25 protein-coding genes are annotated in these 20,979 nt (G+C 39.5%); 4 read left to right on the top strand and 21 right to left on the bottom strand.

The window, feature by feature from the left end; translation table 11 throughout:
* Window positions 1-379: 379 nt before the first annotated feature.
* From CSV70_RS06955 to ezrA, 4 genes are all read right to left on the bottom strand, one after another.
* A complete protein-coding gene (locus tag CSV70_RS06955) occupies window positions 380-589 on the bottom strand; it encodes an alpha/beta-type small acid-soluble spore protein (RefSeq protein WP_085131229.1) in 210 nt (69 codons plus the stop codon).
* Between the two features lie 77 nt (window positions 590-666).
* Window positions 667-1,869 carry a tRNA uracil 4-sulfurtransferase ThiI gene (gene thiI / locus CSV70_RS06950; RefSeq protein WP_099628781.1) on the bottom strand — a complete coding sequence of 401 codons (1,203 nt, stop codon included), beginning with the start codon at window positions 1,867-1,869 and terminating at the stop codon, window positions 667-669.
* Window positions 1,866-2,999, bottom strand: coding sequence for a cysteine desulfurase family protein (locus CSV70_RS06945; protein WP_099628780.1), 1,134 nt, complete (start codon window positions 2,997-2,999; stop codon window positions 1,866-1,868). Before CSV70_RS06945 ends, thiI begins: the two co-directional genes overlap by 4 nt.
* A 74-nt stretch (window positions 3,000-3,073) precedes the next feature.
* On the bottom strand, window positions 3,074-4,765 hold the full coding sequence (ezrA, locus tag CSV70_RS06940) for a septation ring formation regulator EzrA (RefSeq protein ID WP_085131232.1): 1,692 nt from the start codon (window positions 4,763-4,765) through the stop codon (window positions 3,074-3,076).
* Between the two features lie 354 nt (window positions 4,766-5,119).
* Between ezrA and CSV70_RS06935 the strand changes: the two genes are divergently transcribed.
* A complete protein-coding gene (locus tag CSV70_RS06935; protein ID WP_099628779.1) occupies window positions 5,120-5,926 on the top strand; it encodes a S1C family serine protease in 807 nt (268 codons plus the stop codon).
* Window positions 5,927-6,024: 98 nt separating this feature from the next.
* Here the strand turns inward: CSV70_RS06935 and CSV70_RS06930 are convergent, their stop codons facing one another.
* Window positions 6,025-6,342 (bottom strand): YflT domain-containing protein, encoded by a 318-nt coding sequence (locus CSV70_RS06930; protein ID WP_085131234.1) that lies wholly within the window; start codon window positions 6,340-6,342, stop codon window positions 6,025-6,027.
* A gap of 213 nt (window positions 6,343-6,555) precedes the next feature.
* Here CSV70_RS06930 and CSV70_RS06925 point away from each other — a divergent pair, with 213 nt between their 5' ends.
* A complete protein-coding gene (locus tag CSV70_RS06925) occupies window positions 6,556-6,936 on the top strand; it encodes a carboxymuconolactone decarboxylase family protein (RefSeq protein WP_199093153.1) in 381 nt (126 codons plus the stop codon).
* A 42-nt stretch (window positions 6,937-6,978) separates the two neighbouring features.
* Here CSV70_RS06925 and CSV70_RS06920 read toward each other — a convergent pair whose 3' ends face one another.
* Window positions 6,979-8,124 carry a baeRF3 domain-containing protein gene (locus tag CSV70_RS06920; RefSeq protein ID WP_099628778.1) on the bottom strand — a complete coding sequence of 382 codons (1,146 nt, stop codon included), beginning with the start codon at window positions 8,122-8,124 and terminating at the stop codon, window positions 6,979-6,981.
* A gap of 425 nt (window positions 8,125-8,549) precedes the next feature.
* The gene (megL, locus tag CSV70_RS06915; protein ID WP_099628777.1) at window positions 8,550-9,740 is read right to left on the bottom strand and encodes a methionine gamma-lyase; all 1,191 of its coding nucleotides are present in this window, start codon (window positions 9,738-9,740) and stop codon (window positions 8,550-8,552) included.
* Window positions 9,741-10,196: 456 nt separating this feature from the next.
* Between megL and rpsD the strand changes: the two genes are divergently transcribed.
* Both rpsD and CSV70_RS06905 read left to right on the top strand, forming a co-directional pair.
* Window positions 10,197-10,799, top strand: coding sequence for a 30S ribosomal protein S4 (gene rpsD / locus CSV70_RS06910; protein ID WP_085131238.1), 603 nt, complete (start codon window positions 10,197-10,199; stop codon window positions 10,797-10,799).
* A gap of 694 nt (window positions 10,800-11,493) precedes the next feature.
* A complete protein-coding gene (locus CSV70_RS06905; RefSeq protein WP_099628776.1) occupies window positions 11,494-12,030 on the top strand; it encodes a hypothetical protein in 537 nt (178 codons plus the stop codon).
* A gap of 956 nt (window positions 12,031-12,986) precedes the next feature.
* Here CSV70_RS06905 and CSV70_RS06900 read toward each other — a convergent pair.
* The 14 genes from CSV70_RS06900 to CSV70_RS16440 all read right to left on the bottom strand — a co-directional run bounded on the left by CSV70_RS06900 (window position 12,987) and on the right by CSV70_RS16440 (window position 20,009).
* Entirely contained in the window at window positions 12,987-13,769 is a 783-nt protein-coding gene (locus CSV70_RS06900; protein ID WP_099628775.1) for a hypothetical protein, read from the bottom strand.
* A gap of 83 nt (window positions 13,770-13,852) precedes the next feature.
* The gene (locus CSV70_RS16880; protein ID WP_369822340.1) at window positions 13,853-14,419 is read right to left on the bottom strand and encodes a hypothetical protein; all 567 of its coding nucleotides are present in this window, start codon (window positions 14,417-14,419) and stop codon (window positions 13,853-13,855) included.
* Window positions 14,420-14,671: 252 nt separating this feature from the next.
* Complete coding sequence (locus tag CSV70_RS06890; protein ID WP_099628774.1) at window positions 14,672-14,977, bottom strand: hypothetical protein; 306 nt, start codon at window positions 14,975-14,977, stop codon at window positions 14,672-14,674.
* 67 nt (window positions 14,978-15,044) lie between these two features.
* On the bottom strand, window positions 15,045-15,467 hold the full coding sequence (locus tag CSV70_RS06885) for a hypothetical protein (RefSeq protein WP_099628773.1): 423 nt from the start codon (window positions 15,465-15,467) through the stop codon (window positions 15,045-15,047).
* Window positions 15,451-16,338, bottom strand: a complete 888-nt coding sequence (locus tag CSV70_RS06880; RefSeq protein ID WP_099628772.1) for a terminase small subunit — start codon at window positions 16,336-16,338, stop codon at window positions 15,451-15,453. Before CSV70_RS06880 ends, CSV70_RS06885 begins: the two co-directional genes overlap by 17 nt.
* 66 nt (window positions 16,339-16,404) lie before the next feature.
* The gene (locus CSV70_RS06875; protein ID WP_099628771.1) at window positions 16,405-16,665 is read right to left on the bottom strand and encodes a hypothetical protein; all 261 of its coding nucleotides are present in this window, start codon (window positions 16,663-16,665) and stop codon (window positions 16,405-16,407) included.
* Window positions 16,666-16,830: 165 nt separating this feature from the next.
* The gene (locus tag CSV70_RS06870; protein WP_099628770.1) at window positions 16,831-17,103 is read right to left on the bottom strand and encodes a hypothetical protein; all 273 of its coding nucleotides are present in this window, start codon (window positions 17,101-17,103) and stop codon (window positions 16,831-16,833) included.
* Window positions 17,104-17,279: 176 nt separating this feature from the next.
* Window positions 17,280-17,702: a helix-turn-helix transcriptional regulator gene (locus CSV70_RS06865; RefSeq protein WP_099628769.1), complete on the bottom strand. Its 423-nt coding sequence runs from the start codon at window positions 17,700-17,702 to the stop codon at window positions 17,280-17,282.
* 15 nt (window positions 17,703-17,717) lie between these two features.
* On the bottom strand, window positions 17,718-17,909 hold the full coding sequence (locus tag CSV70_RS06860; protein ID WP_143560414.1) for a hypothetical protein: 192 nt from the start codon (window positions 17,907-17,909) through the stop codon (window positions 17,718-17,720).
* Window positions 17,906-18,061 carry a hypothetical protein gene (locus CSV70_RS16445; RefSeq protein WP_158232415.1) on the bottom strand — a complete coding sequence of 52 codons (156 nt, stop codon included), beginning with the start codon at window positions 18,059-18,061 and terminating at the stop codon, window positions 17,906-17,908. The genes CSV70_RS06860 and CSV70_RS16445 overlap by 4 nt, the downstream gene beginning before the upstream one ends.
* Before the next feature lie 99 nt (window positions 18,062-18,160).
* Window positions 18,161-18,682, bottom strand: coding sequence for a hypothetical protein (locus tag CSV70_RS06855; RefSeq protein ID WP_099628768.1), 522 nt, complete (start codon window positions 18,680-18,682; stop codon window positions 18,161-18,163).
* A gap of 25 nt (window positions 18,683-18,707) precedes the next feature.
* Window positions 18,708-19,232, bottom strand: a complete 525-nt coding sequence (locus tag CSV70_RS06850; protein ID WP_099628767.1) for a hypothetical protein — start codon at window positions 19,230-19,232, stop codon at window positions 18,708-18,710.
* Between the two features lie 145 nt (window positions 19,233-19,377).
* Window positions 19,378-19,881, bottom strand: coding sequence for a hypothetical protein (locus CSV70_RS06845; RefSeq protein WP_099628766.1), 504 nt, complete (start codon window positions 19,879-19,881; stop codon window positions 19,378-19,380).
* Window positions 19,878-20,009: an XtrA/YqaO family protein gene (locus tag CSV70_RS16440; RefSeq protein WP_369822341.1), complete on the bottom strand. Its 132-nt coding sequence runs from the start codon at window positions 20,007-20,009 to the stop codon at window positions 19,878-19,880. The genes CSV70_RS06845 and CSV70_RS16440 overlap by 4 nt, the downstream gene beginning before the upstream one ends.
* Window positions 20,010-20,979: the final 970 nt, after the last annotated feature.

Raw genomic sequence — 20,979 nt, 5'->3', positions numbered from 1 at the left:
TGAAATAACTGTTTTAATTGATAAACTGGATGATGCGGCTTCATAGTAGACTCCTCCTTTATTGGTTTTACTCTATAAATACCAACAAAGAAGGAAGTATAACCCTATATTTTTTCTTAAGTTGACGCCTATGGCTGGGGCGACTCCGGGAGGATCAGCGTGAGCCTTGAGACCCCGCAGGAAGCGTAGCGGACGAGGAGACTCAAGCCACGCCCTCCGGAAAGCGTCCCCAGCTGGAGCTTCAATCCCATCGTACCAACCATTGCCTTACCTACCCTATTCCATTTAGCACTTGAACTCACCCCTTACACTTAAAATCAATCCAAAAAAGATGCCCCAAGAAGCACTATCGCTTCTGAGGCATCCCATGTCTTACGTTTTACTTCGTATAACCGTTCATTTGTGACTGAGCCTGACGCACTAATCGCTTTGTAATTTCTCCGCCGACGGATCCGTTGGCACGCGATGAAGCATCTGGTCCAAGTTGTACTCCAAATTCAGAAGCAATTTCTTCTTTCATTTGGTTAAGAGCTTGTTGTGCTCCCGGAACTAACAATTGGTTTGAGTTGTTGTTGTTGCTGTTTGGCATGTCGTTCACCTCCTTGTGACATTAGAATGGTCACTTTTCAAAATATCATGCAAGGAAGATGATAGGTAATTTTTTCTTTACAACAAGTCTTCGAAGTCTTCTTCTGTTTGCTTGCTCGGAATCGTCGTTACACGCTGGCTGGCGACTTCTGCAACCATGTCATCGAACTCCTGGAAGCTTTCGTAATACGCCACTTTTTCAACTTGCGGCTTCGTTTTATTGCTCGGCGGCGTAAATACGGTACAGCAATCATCATATGGACGGATGGAAATATCGTATGTGCCAATTTTTTCAGCAATCTGGATGATTTCTAATTTATCCATTGCGATGAGCGGACGCAAGATGGGCGTATTCGTGACTTCGTTAATAGCCGTCAAACTCTCGAGCGTCTGGCTCGCTACTTGCCCTAGGCTGTCACCTGTGATCAAACCAAGTGAATTCGTATCCTTTCGCACTTGTTCAGCTACTTTCATCATTATTCGTCTTGTAGTCGTCATCGACAAATTGCTTGGGACTTGTTTGACAATCGCTTGTTGCAACTCCGTAAACGGAATAACGTGCAAACGAATGACTGCACCGAATTTTGTTAGTTGTCTGACGATGTCTTCCACTTTTTCTTTCGCTAAATCGCTCGTGAACGGCGGACTAGCAAAGTGAATCGCATCAAATGACACACCACGTTTCATCATCATATAGCCTGCCACTGGACTGTCGATTCCTCCCGACAATAACAGCAATGAGTGACCATTCGAGCCAACGGGCATGCCACCCGCGCCTTTATATGTGTGGGAAGAGATATAAGCCGCTTCATGCTGGATCTCTACATACAATAAAATTTCAGGTTTCTTCATTTGAACGATCAAATCAGGGAACGTTCTTAATACATGACCACCTAATTCCTGTTGCAATTCTCCTGTATTGAGCGGGAAACGTTTGTCTGCACGTTTAACATCTACTTTAAATGTCTTGCCAGCCGTTTCTGTTTTCCCCAGAACTTTTAATGATGTTTCTTTAATCACTTCCAATGTAGGTTCGCAAATTACAATGGGACTGAATGATTGAATGCCGAAAATCGACGGCAATATTTCCACTGCACGATCCAGTTCTTCTGGTTTTTCTGCATAAATGAACATCCGATCACGTTCTGCACGCATCGTAACCGTTCCCAAATCGGACAAAGCGGCTTTTATATTCGCTTTTAGTTTACGTATAAATTTGCTCTTATTCTTCCCTTTAAGCGACATTTCACCATAGCGAATTAAAATGGTATTCCAGTTCATTTCCCCACTCCTTTTCTAATCAGCTCGACTAATTGGCGAACTGCTACTTTCAATTGTTCAATTTCTTCATTTGTTTGATGTTTACCTAAGCTAATTCTAATGACGCCTTTTTGAAACTCTTGAGGTATATGAATCGCTTCAATGACATGACTTACATCTGAATTCTTTGATGAACAAGCACTTGAAGTCGAGACGATCATTCCCTGCTGCTGTAAGAAATTAATCGCAATCTCCCCCGTTATTCGTGCAAATGCAACGGATAGTATATAGGGCGCACTCGCGTTTGGTGCCAATACTTTGCATTCATCTAGTTCTGAGAAAAACTCAACCAGTTCATTCCGCCACTGTCGAAATTGCTCCATATCTACTTCTTCTACAAGTAAACGCGCTGCTTTCGCAAGTGCCGCCGCATGCGGTACCGATACAGTTCCACTGCGCAATTTATGTTCTTGCCCACCACCAAAGACTATTGGTTGCAGTCGTATTGTGTGACGATACGCTAAAAATCCACTATTCTTTATTCCATATATTTTATGGGCCGATAATGAAACAAGATCAGGACCATCTGCAAAATCAGTAAGCGATAGTTTCCCAAAGCTTTGCACACAATCGGAATGAAACACGGCCCGGGAAGAAGAATGGATGATTTTCGCACATTCCTCAATCGGCTGAATCGTACCTATTTCATTGTTAACATGCATGATACTAACTAAAATCGTATCTTTTTGCAACTTCGCTTGGAGTTCGTCCAATGAAATTCTTCCTTCTTCATCTACAGCTAAATAATCCACGATGAAGTTCTGTTTTTCCAGTTCTCGGAAAACATTTAATACAGAAGGATGTTCTATACGTGTCGTGAGAAGATGACGACCTTTATGCTGGTTCGCGTACACATAACCTAGTATGGCAAGATTATTGGATTCTGTTCCACCTGAAGTGAAAACTCCTTCTGTCAATCCAAGTCCGATCGTTTCAAGCAATTGAGTTCGCGCACGTTCTAATAATTTTTCTGTCCGTTTTCCTTCCGCATGTAGCGATGCAGGATTGGCAAAATACGATTCGGAAGCATCCATAAAGGTGCGAAGAACTCTTTCATCTGGCTTCGTTGTGGCGCTATGATCAAAATACATAAATTTTCGTCTCCTTTCTATATGAATGAGCGAAACAAAGCCACCGGAAAACCGGTGGCTTTGTCGGAATATAATTATACTTTAACTTGAATCATACTTTGAATTTTTTTCAAGGCGCCTGGTTCCACTTCTTCCACCGCAGTACCTGCTTCTTCCAATGCTCTCAAGTAGCGACATTGCATGAAGGACTCTTCAGCTTTCAACAATTTAGCGTGAACTTCCGGATGGGACGCACGGTAACGGTTACCATATTGGATGATTCGTTCTACAAGCAATGCATTTTCAATCAAATCTGCAGCTTTCGCACAAACATCAGTGACCACTGTATCTGCTTTTTGAACATATGATTCAACCAACGCCATATTAAGTGGCACTTCTTCCAAACCTTGTTTCACAATGAATATTTGCTCATCCGCTTCTTCAAGCTGCACTTCCATATCATCGGGAATTCCCGGGATATTGGCACGGTGTAAATTACGATCCGCAATTTGAAGTTGCTGTGCAAGCGTCACAATGCGGGAACGTACTAGATTTTCGTCGATTCGCAAGTTCTTAATACGGTTACTGAACTTGGAATGTGCATCAGAGATGGCATCCAACTCTTCCACTAGCTCTTGCAACTCAATTTGTTGAGCTGAGTACGCCAAGTTTTTCGCATCTTGACGTTCGATGAATATTTCAATTCGTTTCGCCAATGCATTCAACTTTTGCAATGCCATTTGTGGAATAATGACTTCATTTTCGTCGAGACGGTAACTTTGTTGAACGAATTTCACTTCTTCGATCGTATCTGGAATCGCATATTGAAGTTCTTCAAACAGATCCAACATTTCATCCAAATGCTCATCTACGTAATGACGGGAACTTACTTCCTCTTCCAATACATCATAGAATGACTCGATTTCGTCATGAATTTCATTCACTTCCGCTGCCACTTCTTCAACGTCCAAGCGTGCTAATAACTGTCGAAGATCCGCAATTTGCTGTTCGATTTTATCGAAACGTGAAGGCATTTTCAGGTGTCCTAAATAATACTCCTGACCTTCCATTTCGATAATTCCTTTACGCAATTCTCGCAAAGCCGCAGGTATCTTCGTCTGCAACTCATTAAGTAACGCAGGAATCTCGTCCAGTAAAAACGAAAAGCGCTCTTCTTTTGCTCCTAGTACAATAACAATTTCACGCGCTTGTAAGTAGTTTCCATTGTCGATCAGTGCGTCGTATTCTTCAAATCTTGGATTGAAGGATTCCCACTCTTTCTCCAAAGGCTCCACTGCCGGTCCAAATGCGTACTGATGAGCTAAGATCTTTTTGCGCGCGGCACGGTGGTGTTCTTTTACCGTTTCTATTTCGAACCGATTTCTTTCTTCACTGCCGATCAGTTCGTTTAGTTCCTGCAAGATCATTCGCATCTCTTTTTCACATTCGTTCAGGATTTCGCGGATCTGTTTTTCTGTTTCCGTTGCTTTCTTAAAACGGAAACGATCCACTTGCCCTTCAGCATCCAGTAAAAGCATATCTACATTATGAAGGCGATCGTCTACTACTTCTGTCCAATTATTGCGCCATCTCTCGAACATTTCTTCTGTTTCGCCGGTCATGTTCAACTGCTTTACTTTCGTCATTTCTTCGAATATTGGCTCGTTTTGAATTTGTAATTTTTCTTGTTCCATTTCACTGATTTCTTGTATATGCTTTCGCCTAGACAGAAATGCCATCACTGTTAAAACAATGATGATAACTAATGGAATGATGACGTATATCATCTCACTATGATCCCCCTATCCCACACTTCGCGCATAAAGTGACTACTTTAGATATTATAGTATATCGTAACATGTTTAAAGCATTTTCGTCTTCTATTCACATCTTTTTTAAAAAACAACGAACTTTTTATCACATCCTAGGAAATTTCAAGAAGAATTTTCGTATTTCCATGTTCTTTTCTTACAAATTTTGCGAACTATTCAATTATACAATGGATAACAGGCCATCTTCATTTAAGTCACTATACTTTCTGATTATCCAAGTCTTGTCAATGCCTTCTCATCACTCAAACTCCGTTCGCTTCATTTGCATTCATTATCTGATAAACTATGTACGAGAAAGAGGTGGGCATAGTGGATAGCAAAGATCCGTATCAAGAAGACTTGGACGACGATGAGCTGCAAGATCTCGTACTCGAAGCACAACGGGAAGCGTTAGAGAAAGCAGCAGCTGAAAAAAATGTCCGACGCACCTATCGTCCTTTCCCTAAGTGGATGTTTTGGATCATGGCCACTACTTTAGCACTCAGTACGTTCGCCATTGTTTTTCAGATATACTCCATTCCAGCATTGGAGTTTTTAAAAGCTTCGTCAGAGTTATCTTCAGATTCACAAATAGCAGAGTATAAAGAAGCGGTAGTTGTCGTAGCTACAGAAAATACGAAAGGTACAGGTTTTTCCATTAATGAACAAGGTACCATTCTAACGAATTATCATGTAGTTGAAGGAAATGAATCGATGATCGTCTCTTTCCCTGAAGGCGAACGATTTACCGCAAATGTCACACACGTGTTTCCAGACATCGATCTTGCGGTACTTGAAGTGAACGGAACGAATCTTCCCCACTTAACTTTAGCGAAAGAAACGACTTTTTATGATCATGAGCCGATTACGTTTATCGGAAATCCTTTGAGTTTTTCAGGAATAGCGAATAAAGGTCATACGATCGACTACACACAGCTGGCTGATTGGGATATACCTGTCGTGATGATTCAAGCGCCTGTCTATAGAGGAAATAGCGGAAGTCCTGTTATTAATGAAGAAGGCAAAGTAATCGGCATTGTGTTTGCTACATTAGATGAGGAAACGCATGGTAAAGTAGGGTTATTCATTCCTGTAGATGCTTATTACGAGGCAATAGCTAATGAAAAAAGTACGTGACAGAGAAACGGCTCGGGAGTTACACTTTTTACTCTTTATGTATACAAAAACAAAACCGGTCAAAGGAATAGATTCCTTTGACCGGTTTATATACCGTCTTATTTTTTAGCGACTAGTAATAGTCTACCTTTGTCTAGTTCGCTTTCGCCTTCTTCGGCTTCTGCTTTTGAAAGGCCAATCGCTTGCATCTGTGCGCGTAACGTATCGCCACGAGATGTGAACATGTTCTTCATCGTTTCGAGGAAGCCCATCTCTGCCATACCTACTTGTTCTGAATCCAATGCGTCTGAAATTTTGTCTTCACGATCTTCACTATGTGCGAAAACATAAATTTCATCATGCGTGTAGCCCTGTGTTACCAATTCTTCAATCTTCTTTTTGGCTTGTACTGCGTTCTCTAGGAAAAACTTATCCATTTATCATTACCTCCGTTATATTTGTTTTCTGCTCTATTCATCTATACCTATTCTTAGCGATCCTTAAACAATAATGCTGAATTTCACGACCTTCGAACCATTGTCTTGTTTTAAACTGATAGATATTACATAATTTCTAGACTAGAAATAAAATAATAGTCGGAATATGCTATACTTTCTTTATATTAAAGCGAAAACAGGGGGGGTATTTCATTGTCCACACAACGTATTGAAGCAGGTTTAGAGAAAATTAAAGAGTATGTAAGTGAAGAAGAAGCCGAACGCATGATGACAGCGGATGCATTAAAAGAGTTGGCACCCGATTTACGGAAATACATAGTCGAGTTCGCGTATGGTGAAATTTATTCGCGACCAGGGCTCGACAGTAAACAAAGACAATTGGTGACTCTCGCTTCACTTGTTACTCAAGGAGCGACTACACAAATAAAAACGCATGTACAGCGTGCAGTAACGATCGGTTTAACTAAAACGGAAATCGTGGAGAGCATGATGCAACTCATTCCATACGTTGGATTTCCACGTGTACAAACGGCGTTGACGGCAGCTAAAGAAGTACTCGAGCAAGAAAAATGACAATGAAAGCCGGCCAAGAGATTTGTCTTGGCCGGCTTTTATTTACCATCTAAAGATCGCAGCTGCACCCGTTTCAACAGGCATCCGTTCTTTCGGAAGAACGACTACTTCGCCTCCGGTTTTAAAGACGATTTCTGCTAAGTCATCCAACACATCATCTACTGCAGATTCCTCCAGGTGTTTCGACTGAATTTCTCCTGTGTCTAGGTTGATTTTACCTGGATACAAATAATCGTCTTCCAATATAAGTCGTCTGATACGGTCTTCACTTGCCGCTTCAGCAATTTCTTCGATGTTTCCAGAAGCTTGGTCGCTCGCCTTAGCATTTTCAAAATTCTCCACTAAGTCTTTTGTTTTCTGTAAATACGTGGGTTCTACTAATTCCCAAGCCATTTTACGTAACTGTTCTAGATTCATGGCATCAAAGTCGGACTTAATTCCATCGGCTTGCAAGTATGGATTATGACTTAACTCTTTGAACTGCGTCTGATATTCCGAAAGTGTGACTAAATATAAAGGAATTTCCATCGGCTTCGAGTAATTCTCTGCAACCGTTCGATCTACGTATCGGAAATAACGCTCAATATCGATGTCAATTTCATCTTTTTTACCACCATGTCCATGCATCATGGCAGATCCAGCTCCACCCGAGTTACCTGTGCCTAAATGTGACTCGGTCACTTGATCACCAATCGCTTCATCTTTCGTTTTCGCCAATTCCTCCGGGATCTCTACTTCCTCTACACCATAGCGATTTCCTTCAAAAAGTTTGAATTCTTGTCTATTGACGCCGAGTAGATGATAACGGTCAGCAGATTGGAATACGCGAATAAGCGGTTTGATATGGAAACTGTCTGACACAATCGCCAATTCCGGTACAGGACGTTGTAGACGATAGGCTATGATCCGTTCCTTCGTTGCGAATAAAGCTAGTCCATCTCCTGCATGTGCCCAGAAAGGACGCTCGCCTTCCAGTTTCTCAAGTGGAGTCAATAGACTCTTCACTTCATTCGCAGAATGTTTTTTGGATAACTCTTCATGTACTGTTTGTAATAAGTTTTTAAATCGAATCGGGTCTTGTTGATTTTCAGGTCGATACCGGTGGGTCGGTTGATAAATGGAAATACATGTCTCCGCTTGCTCCCTCAAAAACTCATGAGGAAATTCGTTTACAATTTCTACGTTCATCCTAATCCCTCCAATGAAAATTTCCTGTATACAACAACAGGCTCTATTTTACTTGTTCCCTCTTCACTTGTTTGTAAACTATACGATTTCGATAGTATAGAATGTCCTTGACAAATCATTACATTCCCTGTATAGTTACTGATTGGGATTGATAACAGATCTGAAACAAGAAATGGCGTTCTGCAGATGTTTATTCGGAACACTTATTCATCACTGGCGCGACTATAGGGTCGCAAGGACGCAAAAGTAGGTAGGGTTTGCGTTGCTTAAGGGAAACAACCAGTAGAACAACGACCGCGGCAAAAGAGGTCCAATCAGAATCTACATGCTATATAAATCAACACATATAATCGTTGTCAAACGTAACATTTATTATCCTATACAAAAAGCGAGCTCCCCAATAGGGGACGCTCGCTTTTTTCAATTCACATCGCTTCAAATGCTTGATCTAAGTCTGCCATAATATCATCCATATGCTCTAGCCCTACAGATAAGCGCAGTAACGCATCAGACACACCCATCTTCTCGCGGTCTTCTTTTGGCACAGCGGAGTGTGTCATCGTCGCGGGGTGCTGCATTAGCGTCTCTGCATCGCCTAGACTCACCGCCAACTTGACGAGCGATAAATGATTCAGCAACTTCTGCGCCTCTTCTTTTCCGCCTTTGATCGTAAAGGAAATCAAACCGCCACCCATTTTCATCTGCTTCTTCGCAATCTCATACTGCGGATGCTGGTCATCAAACGGATAGAATACTTCTTCTACTTTCGGATGCTTCTGTAAATACTCAAAAAGTATCTTGGCATTGGCTGAATGTCGGTCCATACGGATAGGTAATGTCTTAATACCGCGTAACAACAGCCACGCATCGAATGGTGAAATGATACCGCCAAAATCTTTTAACACAGTCCCACGAAGTGTCGCCATCTCGTCTGCATCTTTCCCAACGAGCAACCCTGCGATCACATCACCGTGTCCATTAATATATTTCGTTGCGCTATGAAGCACATAATCTACACCGAATGTTAAGGGTGTTTGGATGTAAGGAGAGCAGAAAGTATTATCCACTACGACTTTCAAGTTATGGCGCTTGGCTACATTAACTACCGCTTCGAGATCTACCAACTCCATCGTCGGATTAATCGGCGTTTCTATATATATACATGTAGTCTCAGGCTTCACAGCTTGTTCAATCTCTTGTTCCGTTTTCATGGAGATTAAATCATGCGTGATATTATACTTCTCTTCCAATATTTTCAAGAATCCGAATGTGCACCCATAAATGCCGCGCGAACAAATCACATGATCATTGGCTTTTGTCAAATGAACGAGCACCGCACTGACCGCGGCCATTCCGGAAGCAAATGCAAGTCCTGCTGCGCCCTCTTCCATCTTGGCAATACGTTCTTCAAGCACAGCGACCGTCGGATTTCCTAAACGAGAATAAATATTCCCCGCTTCCTCACCAGCAAAACGCCGCTCTCCTTGTTCAGCCGAATCAAATACATAGGTTGAGGTTTGGTAGAGTGGCACAGCTAGACTTCCTTGATGATCTTTGCTGTCGTATCCTTCATGTATCATGGCCGTCTCTTTATGCCAATTGCTATTTTGCTTCATATTGATTCCTCCTAGTTATAACTTATTCTTGTTGTAATGAAAGCGCTTTAGTCTAGTGTACATCGATTGTTAGCAAAACGAAAGAGCAATCATTTTCATTTATTTTAATTTTTTAAAAAATATCGATTTCCGTTCTACGTGGATGCTTTCCACTACCATCTGCTGCGTGTTGTGGTTAGTTCATGTTGTTTTTTAAAACCGAAGTGTATTTCTTTAATTCACATTCTAGAAATGAAACGCTTGACCTAAAGCCGATAAATTGGTATGCTAGGCTTTGTGTAAAATATTCGCAGCAGTTATGTGTTCTGTTTTGTCCAGTCTATTCCTTTTTTAAAGGTGCACCACGTAACCTCGAGGCTGCAGGGGCGAAGTTGCAAGATTATAGAATGGCAGATGGATTGAACATATCTGGTCTTATTTTACAACAAAATAAAACCAACAGAGGAGGAGTCTCTCATGGCTCGATATACAGGTCCATCTTGGAAATTGTCACGCCGTTTAGGTATCTCACTAACAGGCACTGGTAAAGAAATTGAAAAGCGTCCATACGCACCAGGACAACACGGTCCAAACCAACGTAAAAAACTTTCCGAATACGGAATGCAATTACAGGAAAAACAAAAACTACGCTTTATGTACGGAGTAAACGAACGTCAATTCCGCACACTATTCAACAAAGCTGGTAAAATGCAAGGTATTCACGGTGAAAACTTCATGGTTCTTCTTGAAACTCGCTTAGATAACGTTGTTTACCGCATGGGTCTTGCACGCACTCGTCGTGCAGCTCGTCAGCTAGTCAACCACGGTCACATCTTGGTAGACGGCAAGCGCGTTGACATCCCTTCATTCGCAGTGAAAACTGGTTCTGAAATCTCTCTTCGTGAGAAATCTCAAAACTTGACTGCTATCGAAGAAGCACTAGAAGTGAACAACTTCGTTCCAGATTTCGTAACTTTCGATAAAGAAACGAAAAAAGGTACATTCGTACGCCTTCCAGAGCGCGGCGAATTAGCTGCTGAAATCAACGAAGCATTGATCGTTGAATTCTACTCTCGTTAATAAGTTTGCATTGCAAACAGCGGTATTAAAAGCCTTAGAAACCTTGTTAATTCAGGGTTTCGGGCTTTTTTTGTTTTATTTCGATCATGCATGTAGCCCCTCAATAAGCATACATTTGAGGCTGATTGGAGGCTTATGATTATTAGTATACGAATCGAGCTACCTTTGCGGATTTTCAAGCCAGTGCATGCAGGCAAAAAAGATATTATTTACACTAAATTGAGCCACTGTATCATTACAACGGTCCTAACAGTCTTTTTACTCACAACTTTGCACTACGGAGCTAGCCTTGAAAGGAAAAGCCCGAAAGATTGTTAGCTTTACTGGCAGGGAGTCACGCTCGTAGAGGCTCAGTGTCAGCTTGTGTTCCTGCCTATGGCGCTTTCCGTTCTACTGTTAGAAGTCTTTAAATACCAGGTTGCCGCAACATTAAAGTTTAGGTGGCGCAATATTCGTATGTTGATATAATCGATATTTAAATAGCATATCTATTCAAATATAGGTGTTCTTTTGTTAAAAAGTAGATATTTCTTATTACAATAAAAAATGATACAAATGTATGATATAATTAATTTTGGCATATTAAGTCCAGTAACATAATGGTATAAATAAGCGTATTTATTCTTACATAGAATGTCATAATACCTAACTGATTTGATTATGTCAGGAAATTTATTCGAAGGAGTAGAATTGGATGAAAAAGTTTTTTAAAATTGGCTGTTTAGGAGTCATCGGAGTTGTTGTATTACTAATTATCCTTGGGGTAATAGTTGGAGGCGACGACACTGAGAAAGTTCCAGTCACTAGCGATGGTAATTCAACAGAAAAACCTGTGGCAAGTGAAGGTGAAAAAGCGGTATCTGTAAATAAAGAATTTAAGATTAATGGCTTAGATATTACAATTGGTGATATCGTTATTACAAAAAAGGATATCAAAATAGATATGACTATCTTAAACACCACTGATGATCAAATTTCTTTCTTCCCAGATCAAGGTAGTTTAATTGTAGGAAACACACAAGTTGATGCCAATATGTTCATGACCAAAGGTGATGTTTCCGGAGATATTCATGGCGGTGTAGAAAAGACTGGTACAATTAAATTCTTAGCTCAAGACGGAAAAGAATTCTCCCCTTCTGAAATAAATGAAGTCAAGCTTGCACTCGGCATGATTTTAAATGATAAATCGTATGACTCCGAAGATTTTAATGAGACAATTGTTTTCGATTAATTATTAATAGTTTTCTTAATCTGCACCTTAAAAATTAGATTTCAAATCTAACTTTTAAGGTGCATTCTTATTGCTAATATACCGATTGTTAATTTAAAAATTAATTCTATAAAATTATATTCCTCCTCTCAAATTTAAAGAAATTAGATTGCATTTTAAACATTCATGAATGTTTATCACTCAGTTATTTTCTTCTGTCTTTCGTTTCAATTAAGTGCGCAAGAATCTCAGCATTCTTTAGCAACCGTGATTTCCTTTTTAACTTCTCCATAGCTTTTTTCAAGTTCAAGAATTTGCTTTTCATGTTCTTGTATAATGCTTTCCAAGCTTCTTTCCTCCATTTCTCGCTGCGTTATATCTCACCCCACACCCTTTTTCTCCAAAATAAAAGAACGCCCATGAGGTCGTTCTTCAATAACTATCTGCTTGCTAATTTTCTATACAATTCTTTAGAGTTGGATTCTAGTGCTTGCTCGACTACCTCCTGACTCCCTGATTGTAGAACTAACGGCCTCAGTTTCTCGTTAGTATTATACTCTCTCGCTATCAAATGTGAGGGTTTATTAATGTGATCATGGAACACTTTAAATCCCCCCAGGAAGTCATTGCTGAAAATATTTTACTAACTGCCAATTGCTTTGCTCTTAATGAGTTCAATAATTCGTTGGTTCGCGATAGGTATAAGTAGAGATCATAATACCTCATGATTCCTAAGATGCTCCATATCAACTTAATCTTCACTGAATTGAAAGCATACCAAATGATAAATTTTAGTTCTTAACTCTGCATTCTCAAATCTATGCGTCAAATGGTCTCTTTTTGACACGTCTGTATATTGAATATCAATTTGGTATTCAATGGGCATATTATCACCTTTCTTTAAGCTTAGCATTCGATATTAAACTTTGTATCCCTTTAACTAACTTTGTTGTTGCACATTATGTTCCGAATATTCATCACACAAAGGTATATAAATACTTCCTAAACACTGTAAAATGAGCTGTAACATTGTTTTGGTTTTGAACAAGAAAATCTCTTATCATAGCATCCTTATTCCCAAATTCATCATCGTAAGGAGTCATACCGCAATCTCTACTAATAAGTCCTAAATTACTCAGCTTAATCGAGCTAGACAATATTGTTTGAGCATATACGCCCTCATCATTTAATAGTTCGTTAAGCACTTTTTTGAACTCAAGCTTCAATTTTTCCTCGTCACAATACTTGTCAAAAAGGAGCCTTGATTTTGCTTGAAAAAGTAAAAGTAATTTTACATCAGTCTCGTTTAATTCTTTAATCAAATCTAAACAGAGTCGCTTGCCTTCCAGGTGCGTTGGTTCATCATCCGACCCTATAGTGACTAAAATATGCGATGCTAATTTTCTTAACCATGTACCTTTTGCATTTACAGCCTCTTTTATAATCTCCTCAATCACTGAATATATTTCTATCGGAAAATCTAAACTAGTAAAGTGCTTTAATTCATTTATTTTTCTCTCATTCATGACAAGTTGCAAATCTCTAGCTAAGGCTTCTACTTTTTGCTTGTCTTTATTTAAAACCTTTTCATTTTGAAGTCTTAGTACCGCATTACTACTGCAGGCTAGTGCGGGAAGTGCCATAGAAAGTATATTGTCGATACCAGGTGGCAATTTTGTTATATATGATAAAATCCCAGTGAAAACTCCAGCTGTAGTTAAATCCGAAGCTGAACTAAGTAGCTCTTTTTTCCTGTTCAAAAATATCACTCCCTCGTTACAATTATCATACTACAAAGGAGTGATTTATTGATGAAGATCATTACTAAGCAAGCAACCGGAAATTACTCATCATCAACCAAAATCTCCTTAACACCGTCTTGAAGTCTGGAAGGAGCTTCATTCCAAAGAGTTTTTCCAAGAATTACACGCTGCGCAAAAAACATCGCCATCATAGTATCACCTCCCTCCAATTTCAATAAAAACCAAAATAAAAAGCGGGTAATCATTGATAAAATTATGTTGCTATTTCGGCTACATAAGTCTTCGATGAAATCCGCTCTTTCAGATAAAGCATTATTTTTTGCTTGCAATAAAATATTTCTCTGTTTCAATTCTTCAACTTGCTCACTCAAAGGATGTTGATAAACAGGTGGAACTTCTGGTTCACGTGGGTCAGAATAGCTAAACTCTAAAGTTTCCGTTTCGGGATTAACTCGATAGCCGTTTGATTCTGCGAAGTCTTGGGCGTATTCTAATTCAGGCACATCGAATGTGTCAAGGTTTCGCTCCGATAAAGCTTTACACATTGCAATATCTTGTTGCACGGTCGTTTCAAAAACCTCAAACCTGCGTTCGCCGGTATCCACTAATACCTCGCCATAAAAAAAGATAATAAATTCTTCTGCCAATCTTCATCTTTTTACCCCATTTTCATTCGTATGCAATCCAGTCATATCCATTCACATAGCCTTAGTTCAACGCATTAGGAAACGGTATTACGAATCCATTGCTAGTCAAATAATTACTAGTATAAAAACTAGTCTGTGTGACAGCGTTGACTGATTCATCCTTAAATCCAAACTTATTTCTGACTAGCGGTAAACTCGGGGATGTTAAGAAAATATAAGCATTTTCCATCGTTTTTGAAATTCTACCGCGAATCAAAAAAATCTTGGCCTGAACGATAATCCTGTTACAGTTATCGTGCCATCAGAAGTATAACTTCCTGAACCCACCACATATTTTTTGCCAGTATACACGTTTGCGATTTTAGACATTAACGAATCAAGAGTTTCCGTTCCTATCGCAGGCGTCCCTTTTGTAGTTAAATTTTCTGCGTCTTTATTCTTAGAGTTTTGGGTATGCGTTTTTAATTGAGCGAATGTATCATCTGTCGGTGCCGGTGAACCAATATCAGACGCAATATCCACTTTACCGTTATTGGCACTTGTAAAAAGCTCATTCATAGCGGCGACTGAAGTGGATTTTTCGGTGGTCTTCAGAATAGACTTATCCCCAATCCCATGCGACGCATCATACGTAGAAGAAATTTGTCACACCGTTCTTGCTGATCGAGAACATATTTCCAGAACAATAGTCATTCACTATGTAACCTCTAGCTTTAAGCACCCGCTTCAAAGGTGTAATTACGTTGCGGCGGAATGAACCGGACGGCTTACCTACCATGTCCAAGTTCTCATCTATAAATGTTTCCATCTCCCACATAACATAAGACAATGACATGACGACCGTTTTTCCCGCACACACCGAACTATCACAAATGATGCCCTCCATATCTGTCACTGGAGAGTCCTTTCTCCACCAAGTAAGTACATGTTTTCGTTTTATAGAGAATCGCTTAAATTTCAATGGTGTCAGTTTTTTCTTGAACTGTTTACGATTCGTCAGGAACGAGAAGTGTTTAGCTTTCTTCTTGGATTTAGTTTGAAGTAGCATCGCCCCACACCTCCACAGTCGTAGCGTCTAAGGCTTCATGGAACCCATCATCCTCATACTCTTCTTGATTGTCTGAACCAAAGGCCTTCGCATGAGCAATCTTTAGCTTTTCCTCTTCTAATTGACGCTTGAAGTGATCAGGCACCATATCGAAGTGTTTCGCTAGGAAGTCCATAGCTTTCATCTTGTCAGCTAGTTTGACGGCTACACCCTCACGCCCCATCTTTACTTCCATTATGATGATACCGTCCACTACATCATGATTCTTTAAATCGACATAGCTTTCGCGGTACGTGATTGGTTTGAAGTTATCGTCTAGTTTAGGTCTGCCTGTTTCCTCGTTAATGACTTGACGTTCTACGCTACCGAACATGACATAGTCAGTGATGTCAGCGAAAGCTATCTGGATGTATTTGTTGAGCACGTCCATAGCATCGATGAAGATACCTTGTTGCATTTCACCTTTCAGCCTACGTATCTCGTCAGACACCTTAGCATTTCTTAGCAGTCGACTACCTTCAACATGAGCGCTGTTCGTAGCATACCCCGCCTTGATAGCAGACATTGTAGCGTTAAAGCTCTTAATGTAGTAAATACAAAAAAGCCGTTGCTTATCGGTTAGATCATCCGATTCTACAACAGGCTCAAATACCTCTTTTTTCGGTTGCATCCTTTTAGGAATGGTTGCAACTTTTTGTGTTTTGGTTGCATCCTTTTTAGGAGCACCCCTCGACCATGGATTGCCATCTTTTGCATCTCGGCTTTTTCTGCTCTTTAGTGTTCCAAGCTTCACATCATGCTTTTCAGCTAATGTAGCAAGGGTTATCTTTGTTGTTTCCCACTCTTTCTGTATCTCTTCCCAATTTGGCATTCTACATCACTTCCGCCTCCAATATTTTCAGGCATAGAAAAAAGCACCCTAAAAGGATGCTTCTCATTAACTAGCTTCGAATTCTTTAAAAGCTTTCAATGTCCCTAATAAAAATTCATATACAACACCGCTATTGTTGAGGTTCTTACCTTTTGAAGCTATCAAGGCTTTTTCAGTTAATGAACTCTCTGGATGGTTTCTTTCAAGATACAATACGCATTTTGATACCCATTCTTCAAATTCAACTCCAGAAATCATTTTTGGCCCCATCGGAGCTTTTAACTGACTTTTCAAATCTTCACCTTGAGCAATTAATTTATCCAACATACTTATCACCTCCCACTGACAATATTCGGCAAATTAGGTGAATATCCTCTTTTTTATCAATCATTATGTACGGGGCAGTCGGGAGCCGTTCAATCATCCGAACGTACGCTTCCTTTATTTTCATGCATAGAAAAAGCACCTCCGAAGAGATGCTAGCTTTCCTTCTTATTCATCTTGCGAATCTTTATTTTCTTCTGTTCTTAAATTCAGTAAAATAGTTAATGCATTTTCTTCTCCGCCATACCATTTTTCAATCATGTCTGGCGTATTAAGTGTCAATAAATCTTTAACGAATTGACCTTCCAAATCATCATCTTCAGGAAAAACATAGCTCTGAAACGTAGATCTTGGCCATTGATGTTTACCTTTCAACGAAACCAATGGAGCTAACAATACTTTTTGTGCAAGCTTTTCTTTCTCTAGCTTAGATAAATCCATTTCCACACCTCCCACTTATAATATTCGTCAGGGAAGGTGAATTTCCTCTTTTTGTAAATCACTATGTACAGGGAAGGTCTTAAAGGTTTAAAGTTAGTGGATTGCAACACCCACCCCCCCTCCAAACCTCCCCCCTCAGACTATAAAACTTTTTTCGCCATATGCAAACTACTGAACTATATGCACTTTTGAACGTTTTGAACATCCTGAACCAATTGCTTCGCGATAGAAGAAAACAATCGTTTGATATGTGTATGTGATAATCCCATATGTCTCGCAATCCACGAGTACCCTTTCCCTTCTAAAATCCAATGCAATACTTCCTTTTCCCGCACGTCTTGAATCACATGAATATGTTTCTGAATCAGCATGATTTTGTTTTCATATCCCTCAATCGTTTTGAAGTGTTTAGACCGTCTGACTACTTCTGTGTAAACAGGGTCACTAGATCCACCTTGCGCTTTCGGCATAGCCGCCTCTATGCCATATTGTGCAATTAATTTTCCGCCTGCATCTTGTAGATTCTCACGCCTTACCTTTACCGAATTAATCATCCAATGATAGTCCTTTAAAATCTGCTCAATCTGCTTTTCTGTCATGCTGATTCCCCCTTTTTATCGTCTGCGAATTGCTCCACCTGGTCCTCGTCTGTATGTCTGTCGATTAGTTCCCATCAATTCAGCCAGTTCCCACTCGCTCAATCGCTCATTATGCTTCTTGCTTGTCCTAGTATCCTTTTGCTCTATTTCTTGTTTAACAGGCTGTACAAGCCCTTTTTCTATGAGTTGTTCCTGAATGCTTTTCATAACAACATCACACTCGCAATAAAAGCTGCAGTACTTGCTATGAAGACTGTAAGTACCGCGTCTCTCGCACTAGGATTTTCCCTTTCGCCAGCAACCACCAAAGCGGAAAACAACATGATTACCAGTAAAACTATTTCAAATGCTATAACCACTCACATTCACTCCTTTTTTGAAATAAAAAAAGAGGACAACAAATGACGCAGCGCAATGCTGCAATCAAATGTTGTCCTCTGGTTGGCCAGGGTGGACTATTATTCTTTTATTTTGACATTCTTTTTGTTCCGAAGAATTTTGTTAGGTAAAGTGTATTCCAGAAAAATTTTATTCTCAAAGATTTCTTTGTGTAGTTCCTGTTGATTTTTAAATTGGACATTCAACAAGAACTTTCTTACCTCTCCAGGCTTAATGTTGATAGCATCGAAGGTCGGACTGTGGTCAGAAGGCTTTACAACGCCAGCATTCCAGTAAATATTATTAGGGCACTTTTTGTTACCTACTGATATAGATACGTCTTTTAATGGCTGTATAATCGATGATGTATTATGAAGTAGGAGTTCGAATCTGATTATACAATCTTCAGCCTTTGCCCATTCAGGCTCTTCCTCCTCGCCCCATTCAGAAGGTTTACTAAATCTTTTATTCACGTCATAAAAGTAAGCCTTCACAGTTCCGCTTTTATTTAAAATATTCGTTGTAACTAATGTTGCTACTACACCAAATATTGCTCCTATGATGCCTTGGAAATTCTCAATCACTTCAATAAAGTAAGTCAATCAGAACCCTTCCCCCTCTGTGTAGCTACTTAACTCCCAAACGTTTCCTTATTTTCCGTCTAAACTTTCTACCAGTACTATAGTATAAATCACTTAGAAGAATCAATTTTCTATTTAGGTGCTTCTCATAGGGTAATCCAATAGCCTTTCTTAATTTGTTATAGTAACTTTCTATATGATACAATAACATTCGGTCTTCATCCAAATAGATAAAACCATTGTATTGCGTTTCTCGTTCAGCGTATCGTACCTCCTCTCTAAGCTTCCATAGAATATTATCTAATTTCGGATCTACTAAGTTTATATTTTCAGCTGCTATCTTAAGAATGCTTTCTAATTGATGATCATCAATACTTTCGTAACCATCGCCAGGGACTACATCTTGAATTAATATCTTGTAAATAGGTGTATACACTTTGTCCAAAATCTCTATTTTGTAATTCGTTGATTGAATTCTAACTTCCTTTTTCATCGCAAATATATAACTAAAAATATTTGTAATAAATATAGTTACTGCAGCTACAAGTAAACCGATTATACTCTCATTCAAAATTCTTCGCCCTCTTCCCTCCGCATCCGTCTGACTTTACCCTGGTGCGTCACAATCTTATATTCCCCATTCTCCATTCAGGACAACAAATACACAGCGCAATGCCGCAATCAAATGTTGTCCTCTGGTTGGCCAGGGCGGACGATTATCTTATTGTGAAATACTTATGATCTAAACTAATTTTATTTTCTATATACTTATTTTTAAACTTCACGTCGGGAGAAAAAATTTCAAATCTGTTCCCGATTAAATCAACACCTTCGATTTTTATAGTACCAACAATAAAATCATCAGTCTTGGGCCTTAATATCACTACTGTATCCTTATACGTTTCTATTTCATCTTTGCTTATATGCTTTATCCACCCAAAATCTGCACTATCACTAATTACAACATCACTTGAACTAAAACTAACTTTATCGATTTTGTGGTAAACATCATTCGTATTTTCAAAAAATATTGTCCATTCATATAGATGATTTAAGTGATATATTTTAATTATCCTAAAAACAGGTTTAACACTATATTCCCACTGTTCATGCTGATGCTTTAATTGTCTTTTCATGATAATTGTATTGGCCAATGCTACAAAAACACTAGCTATCGCAATGAATGCAATAGATACCTGTATCCATTCATCCTTCGTCAAAACTCTTCCCCTTCTTCCCTCCGCATCCTTCTGACTTTACCCCGATGCATCACAATCTTATATTCACCATGCTCCGGCAACTCTCGTAACTTAGCAACACCCTCCGAAATCACCACAACACAGTTCATTGGTAATACCATTATAGCAATTTCTAACCTACCTTGCATCAATTGACAGATTTTCCGTATTCACCATATTCCTCCATGTGATACAATAATGTCAGCTACGACGGGAGAAATCTCTGTCTTTTTTTATTTGGTCAAATCTTCAATTCCCATACAACCCAGGTCTCCACTGCTCAATCCCACTCCTCATTTCCTCATCCGCTCCGAAATGATATCCAATCTAGTCGGGAATAAAACTGAAAAAGTCACATTGTCTCATTTAACAAAAATAATGACTGCGCTTGAGTTAGATGACATAAGCAAACTACTCTCCTACATTTCAGATAAAGCGCTTGAAAAATACAGGAGTTAATTCTCTTTTTCGTTTCAACCCTGTATTGTCTAGTTGAACTACGCAGTAACTCCCCTTAATCCCCAACTTATGGGCATGACCATTCTTCCTCCTTTTAACTGATCCTTGACGTATACATAAGTACCTTCTCCTAAATCACCAAATAGCCCATATACTTTCCAGTCGCAAATTTTATCATCTTCTCTTTCTTCTCGACTGTTACACTCGTCAGTATTGGTAGAAATCCTATCACAAGCGGGACATCGAAACTTCAAACCGCCTGCCAGATACACTTCTGTCATCCCCTCATCCATTCCTTATGGTTCAAACATTTGAAGAAAATCACACCACATGGATTACATCATACACATACCACGATTTTAATTAGTCAACGCATCCCCTATCCAAACTATTGCAGATAGAGTAGTTAACACTCCTGAAATTATCTTACAAGTTTATGACCACTCGTTCAAAGAGCCGCAAGTCGCTTCGGTAAAAGCATTCAATATCGCTCTGAAAGAAGCTCTTTTGTAGCCGTTTGGGGAATATCCTGGGGAAGGTTTCTAATTTAGCAGTCGTGGAGCCATTGATATCAAGGGGTTTTCATCCTGTTCATAATTACTCACGTTAATAACAAGAAAA

Source organism: Sporosarcina sp. P25 (assembly GCF_002743235.1).
Lineage (GTDB): Bacteria > Bacillota > Bacilli > Bacillales_A > Planococcaceae > Sporosarcina > Sporosarcina ureae_B.
This window is presented reverse-complemented; position numbering and strand designations above follow the sequence as displayed.

What these genes read in the sequence shown, in the direction of transcription:
- CSV70_RS06880 (WP_099628772.1), bottom strand. Translation starts at nt 16,338, where the DNA reads ATGCCAAATTGGGAAGAGATACAGAAAGAGTGGGAAACAACAAAGATA.
- CSV70_RS06890 (WP_099628774.1), bottom strand. Translation starts at nt 14,977, where the DNA reads ATGAATGAGCTTTTTACAAGTGCCAATAACGGTAAAGTGGATATTGCG.
- CSV70_RS06930 (WP_085131234.1), bottom strand. Translation starts at nt 6,342, where the DNA reads ATGGATAAGTTTTTCCTAGAGAACGCAGTACAAGCCAAAAAGAAGATT.
- CSV70_RS06860 (WP_143560414.1), bottom strand. Translation starts at nt 17,909, where the DNA reads ATGAAAAGCATTCAGGAACAACTCATAGAAAAAGGGCTTGTACAGCCT.
- CSV70_RS06920 (WP_099628778.1), bottom strand. Translation starts at nt 8,124, where the DNA reads ATGAACGTAGAAATTGTAAACGAATTTCCTCATGAGTTTTTGAGGGAG.
- thiI (WP_099628781.1), bottom strand. Translation starts at nt 1,869, where the DNA reads ATGAACTGGAATACCATTTTAATTCGCTATGGTGAAATGTCGCTTAAA.
- CSV70_RS06870 (WP_099628770.1), bottom strand. Translation starts at nt 17,103, where the DNA reads ATGGATTTATCTAAGCTAGAGAAAGAAAAGCTTGCACAAAAAGTATTG.
- CSV70_RS06865 (WP_099628769.1), bottom strand. Translation starts at nt 17,702, where the DNA reads ATGACAGAAAAGCAGATTGAGCAGATTTTAAAGGACTATCATTGGATG.
- rpsD (WP_085131238.1), top strand. Translation starts at nt 10,197, where the DNA reads ATGGCTCGATATACAGGTCCATCTTGGAAATTGTCACGCCGTTTAGGT.
- CSV70_RS06945 (WP_099628780.1), bottom strand. Translation starts at nt 2,999, where the DNA reads ATGTATTTTGATCATAGCGCCACAACGAAGCCAGATGAAAGAGTTCTT.
- CSV70_RS16440 (WP_369822341.1), bottom strand. Translation starts at nt 20,009, where the DNA reads ATGAACTGTGTTGTGGTGATTTCGGAGGGTGTTGCTAAGTTACGAGAG.
- CSV70_RS06955 (WP_085131229.1), bottom strand. Translation starts at nt 589, where the DNA reads ATGCCAAACAGCAACAACAACAACTCAAACCAATTGTTAGTTCCGGGA.
- megL (WP_099628777.1), bottom strand. Translation starts at nt 9,740, where the DNA reads ATGAAGCAAAATAGCAATTGGCATAAAGAGACGGCCATGATACATGAA.
- CSV70_RS06905 (WP_099628776.1), top strand. Translation starts at nt 11,494, where the DNA reads ATGAAAAAGTTTTTTAAAATTGGCTGTTTAGGAGTCATCGGAGTTGTT.
- CSV70_RS06885 (WP_099628773.1), bottom strand. Translation starts at nt 15,467, where the DNA reads ATGCTACTTCAAACTAAATCCAAGAAGAAAGCTAAACACTTCTCGTTC.
- ezrA (WP_085131232.1), bottom strand. Translation starts at nt 4,765, where the DNA reads ATGATATACGTCATCATTCCATTAGTTATCATCATTGTTTTAACAGTG.
- CSV70_RS06875 (WP_099628771.1), bottom strand. Translation starts at nt 16,665, where the DNA reads ATGTTGGATAAATTAATTGCTCAAGGTGAAGATTTGAAAAGTCAGTTA.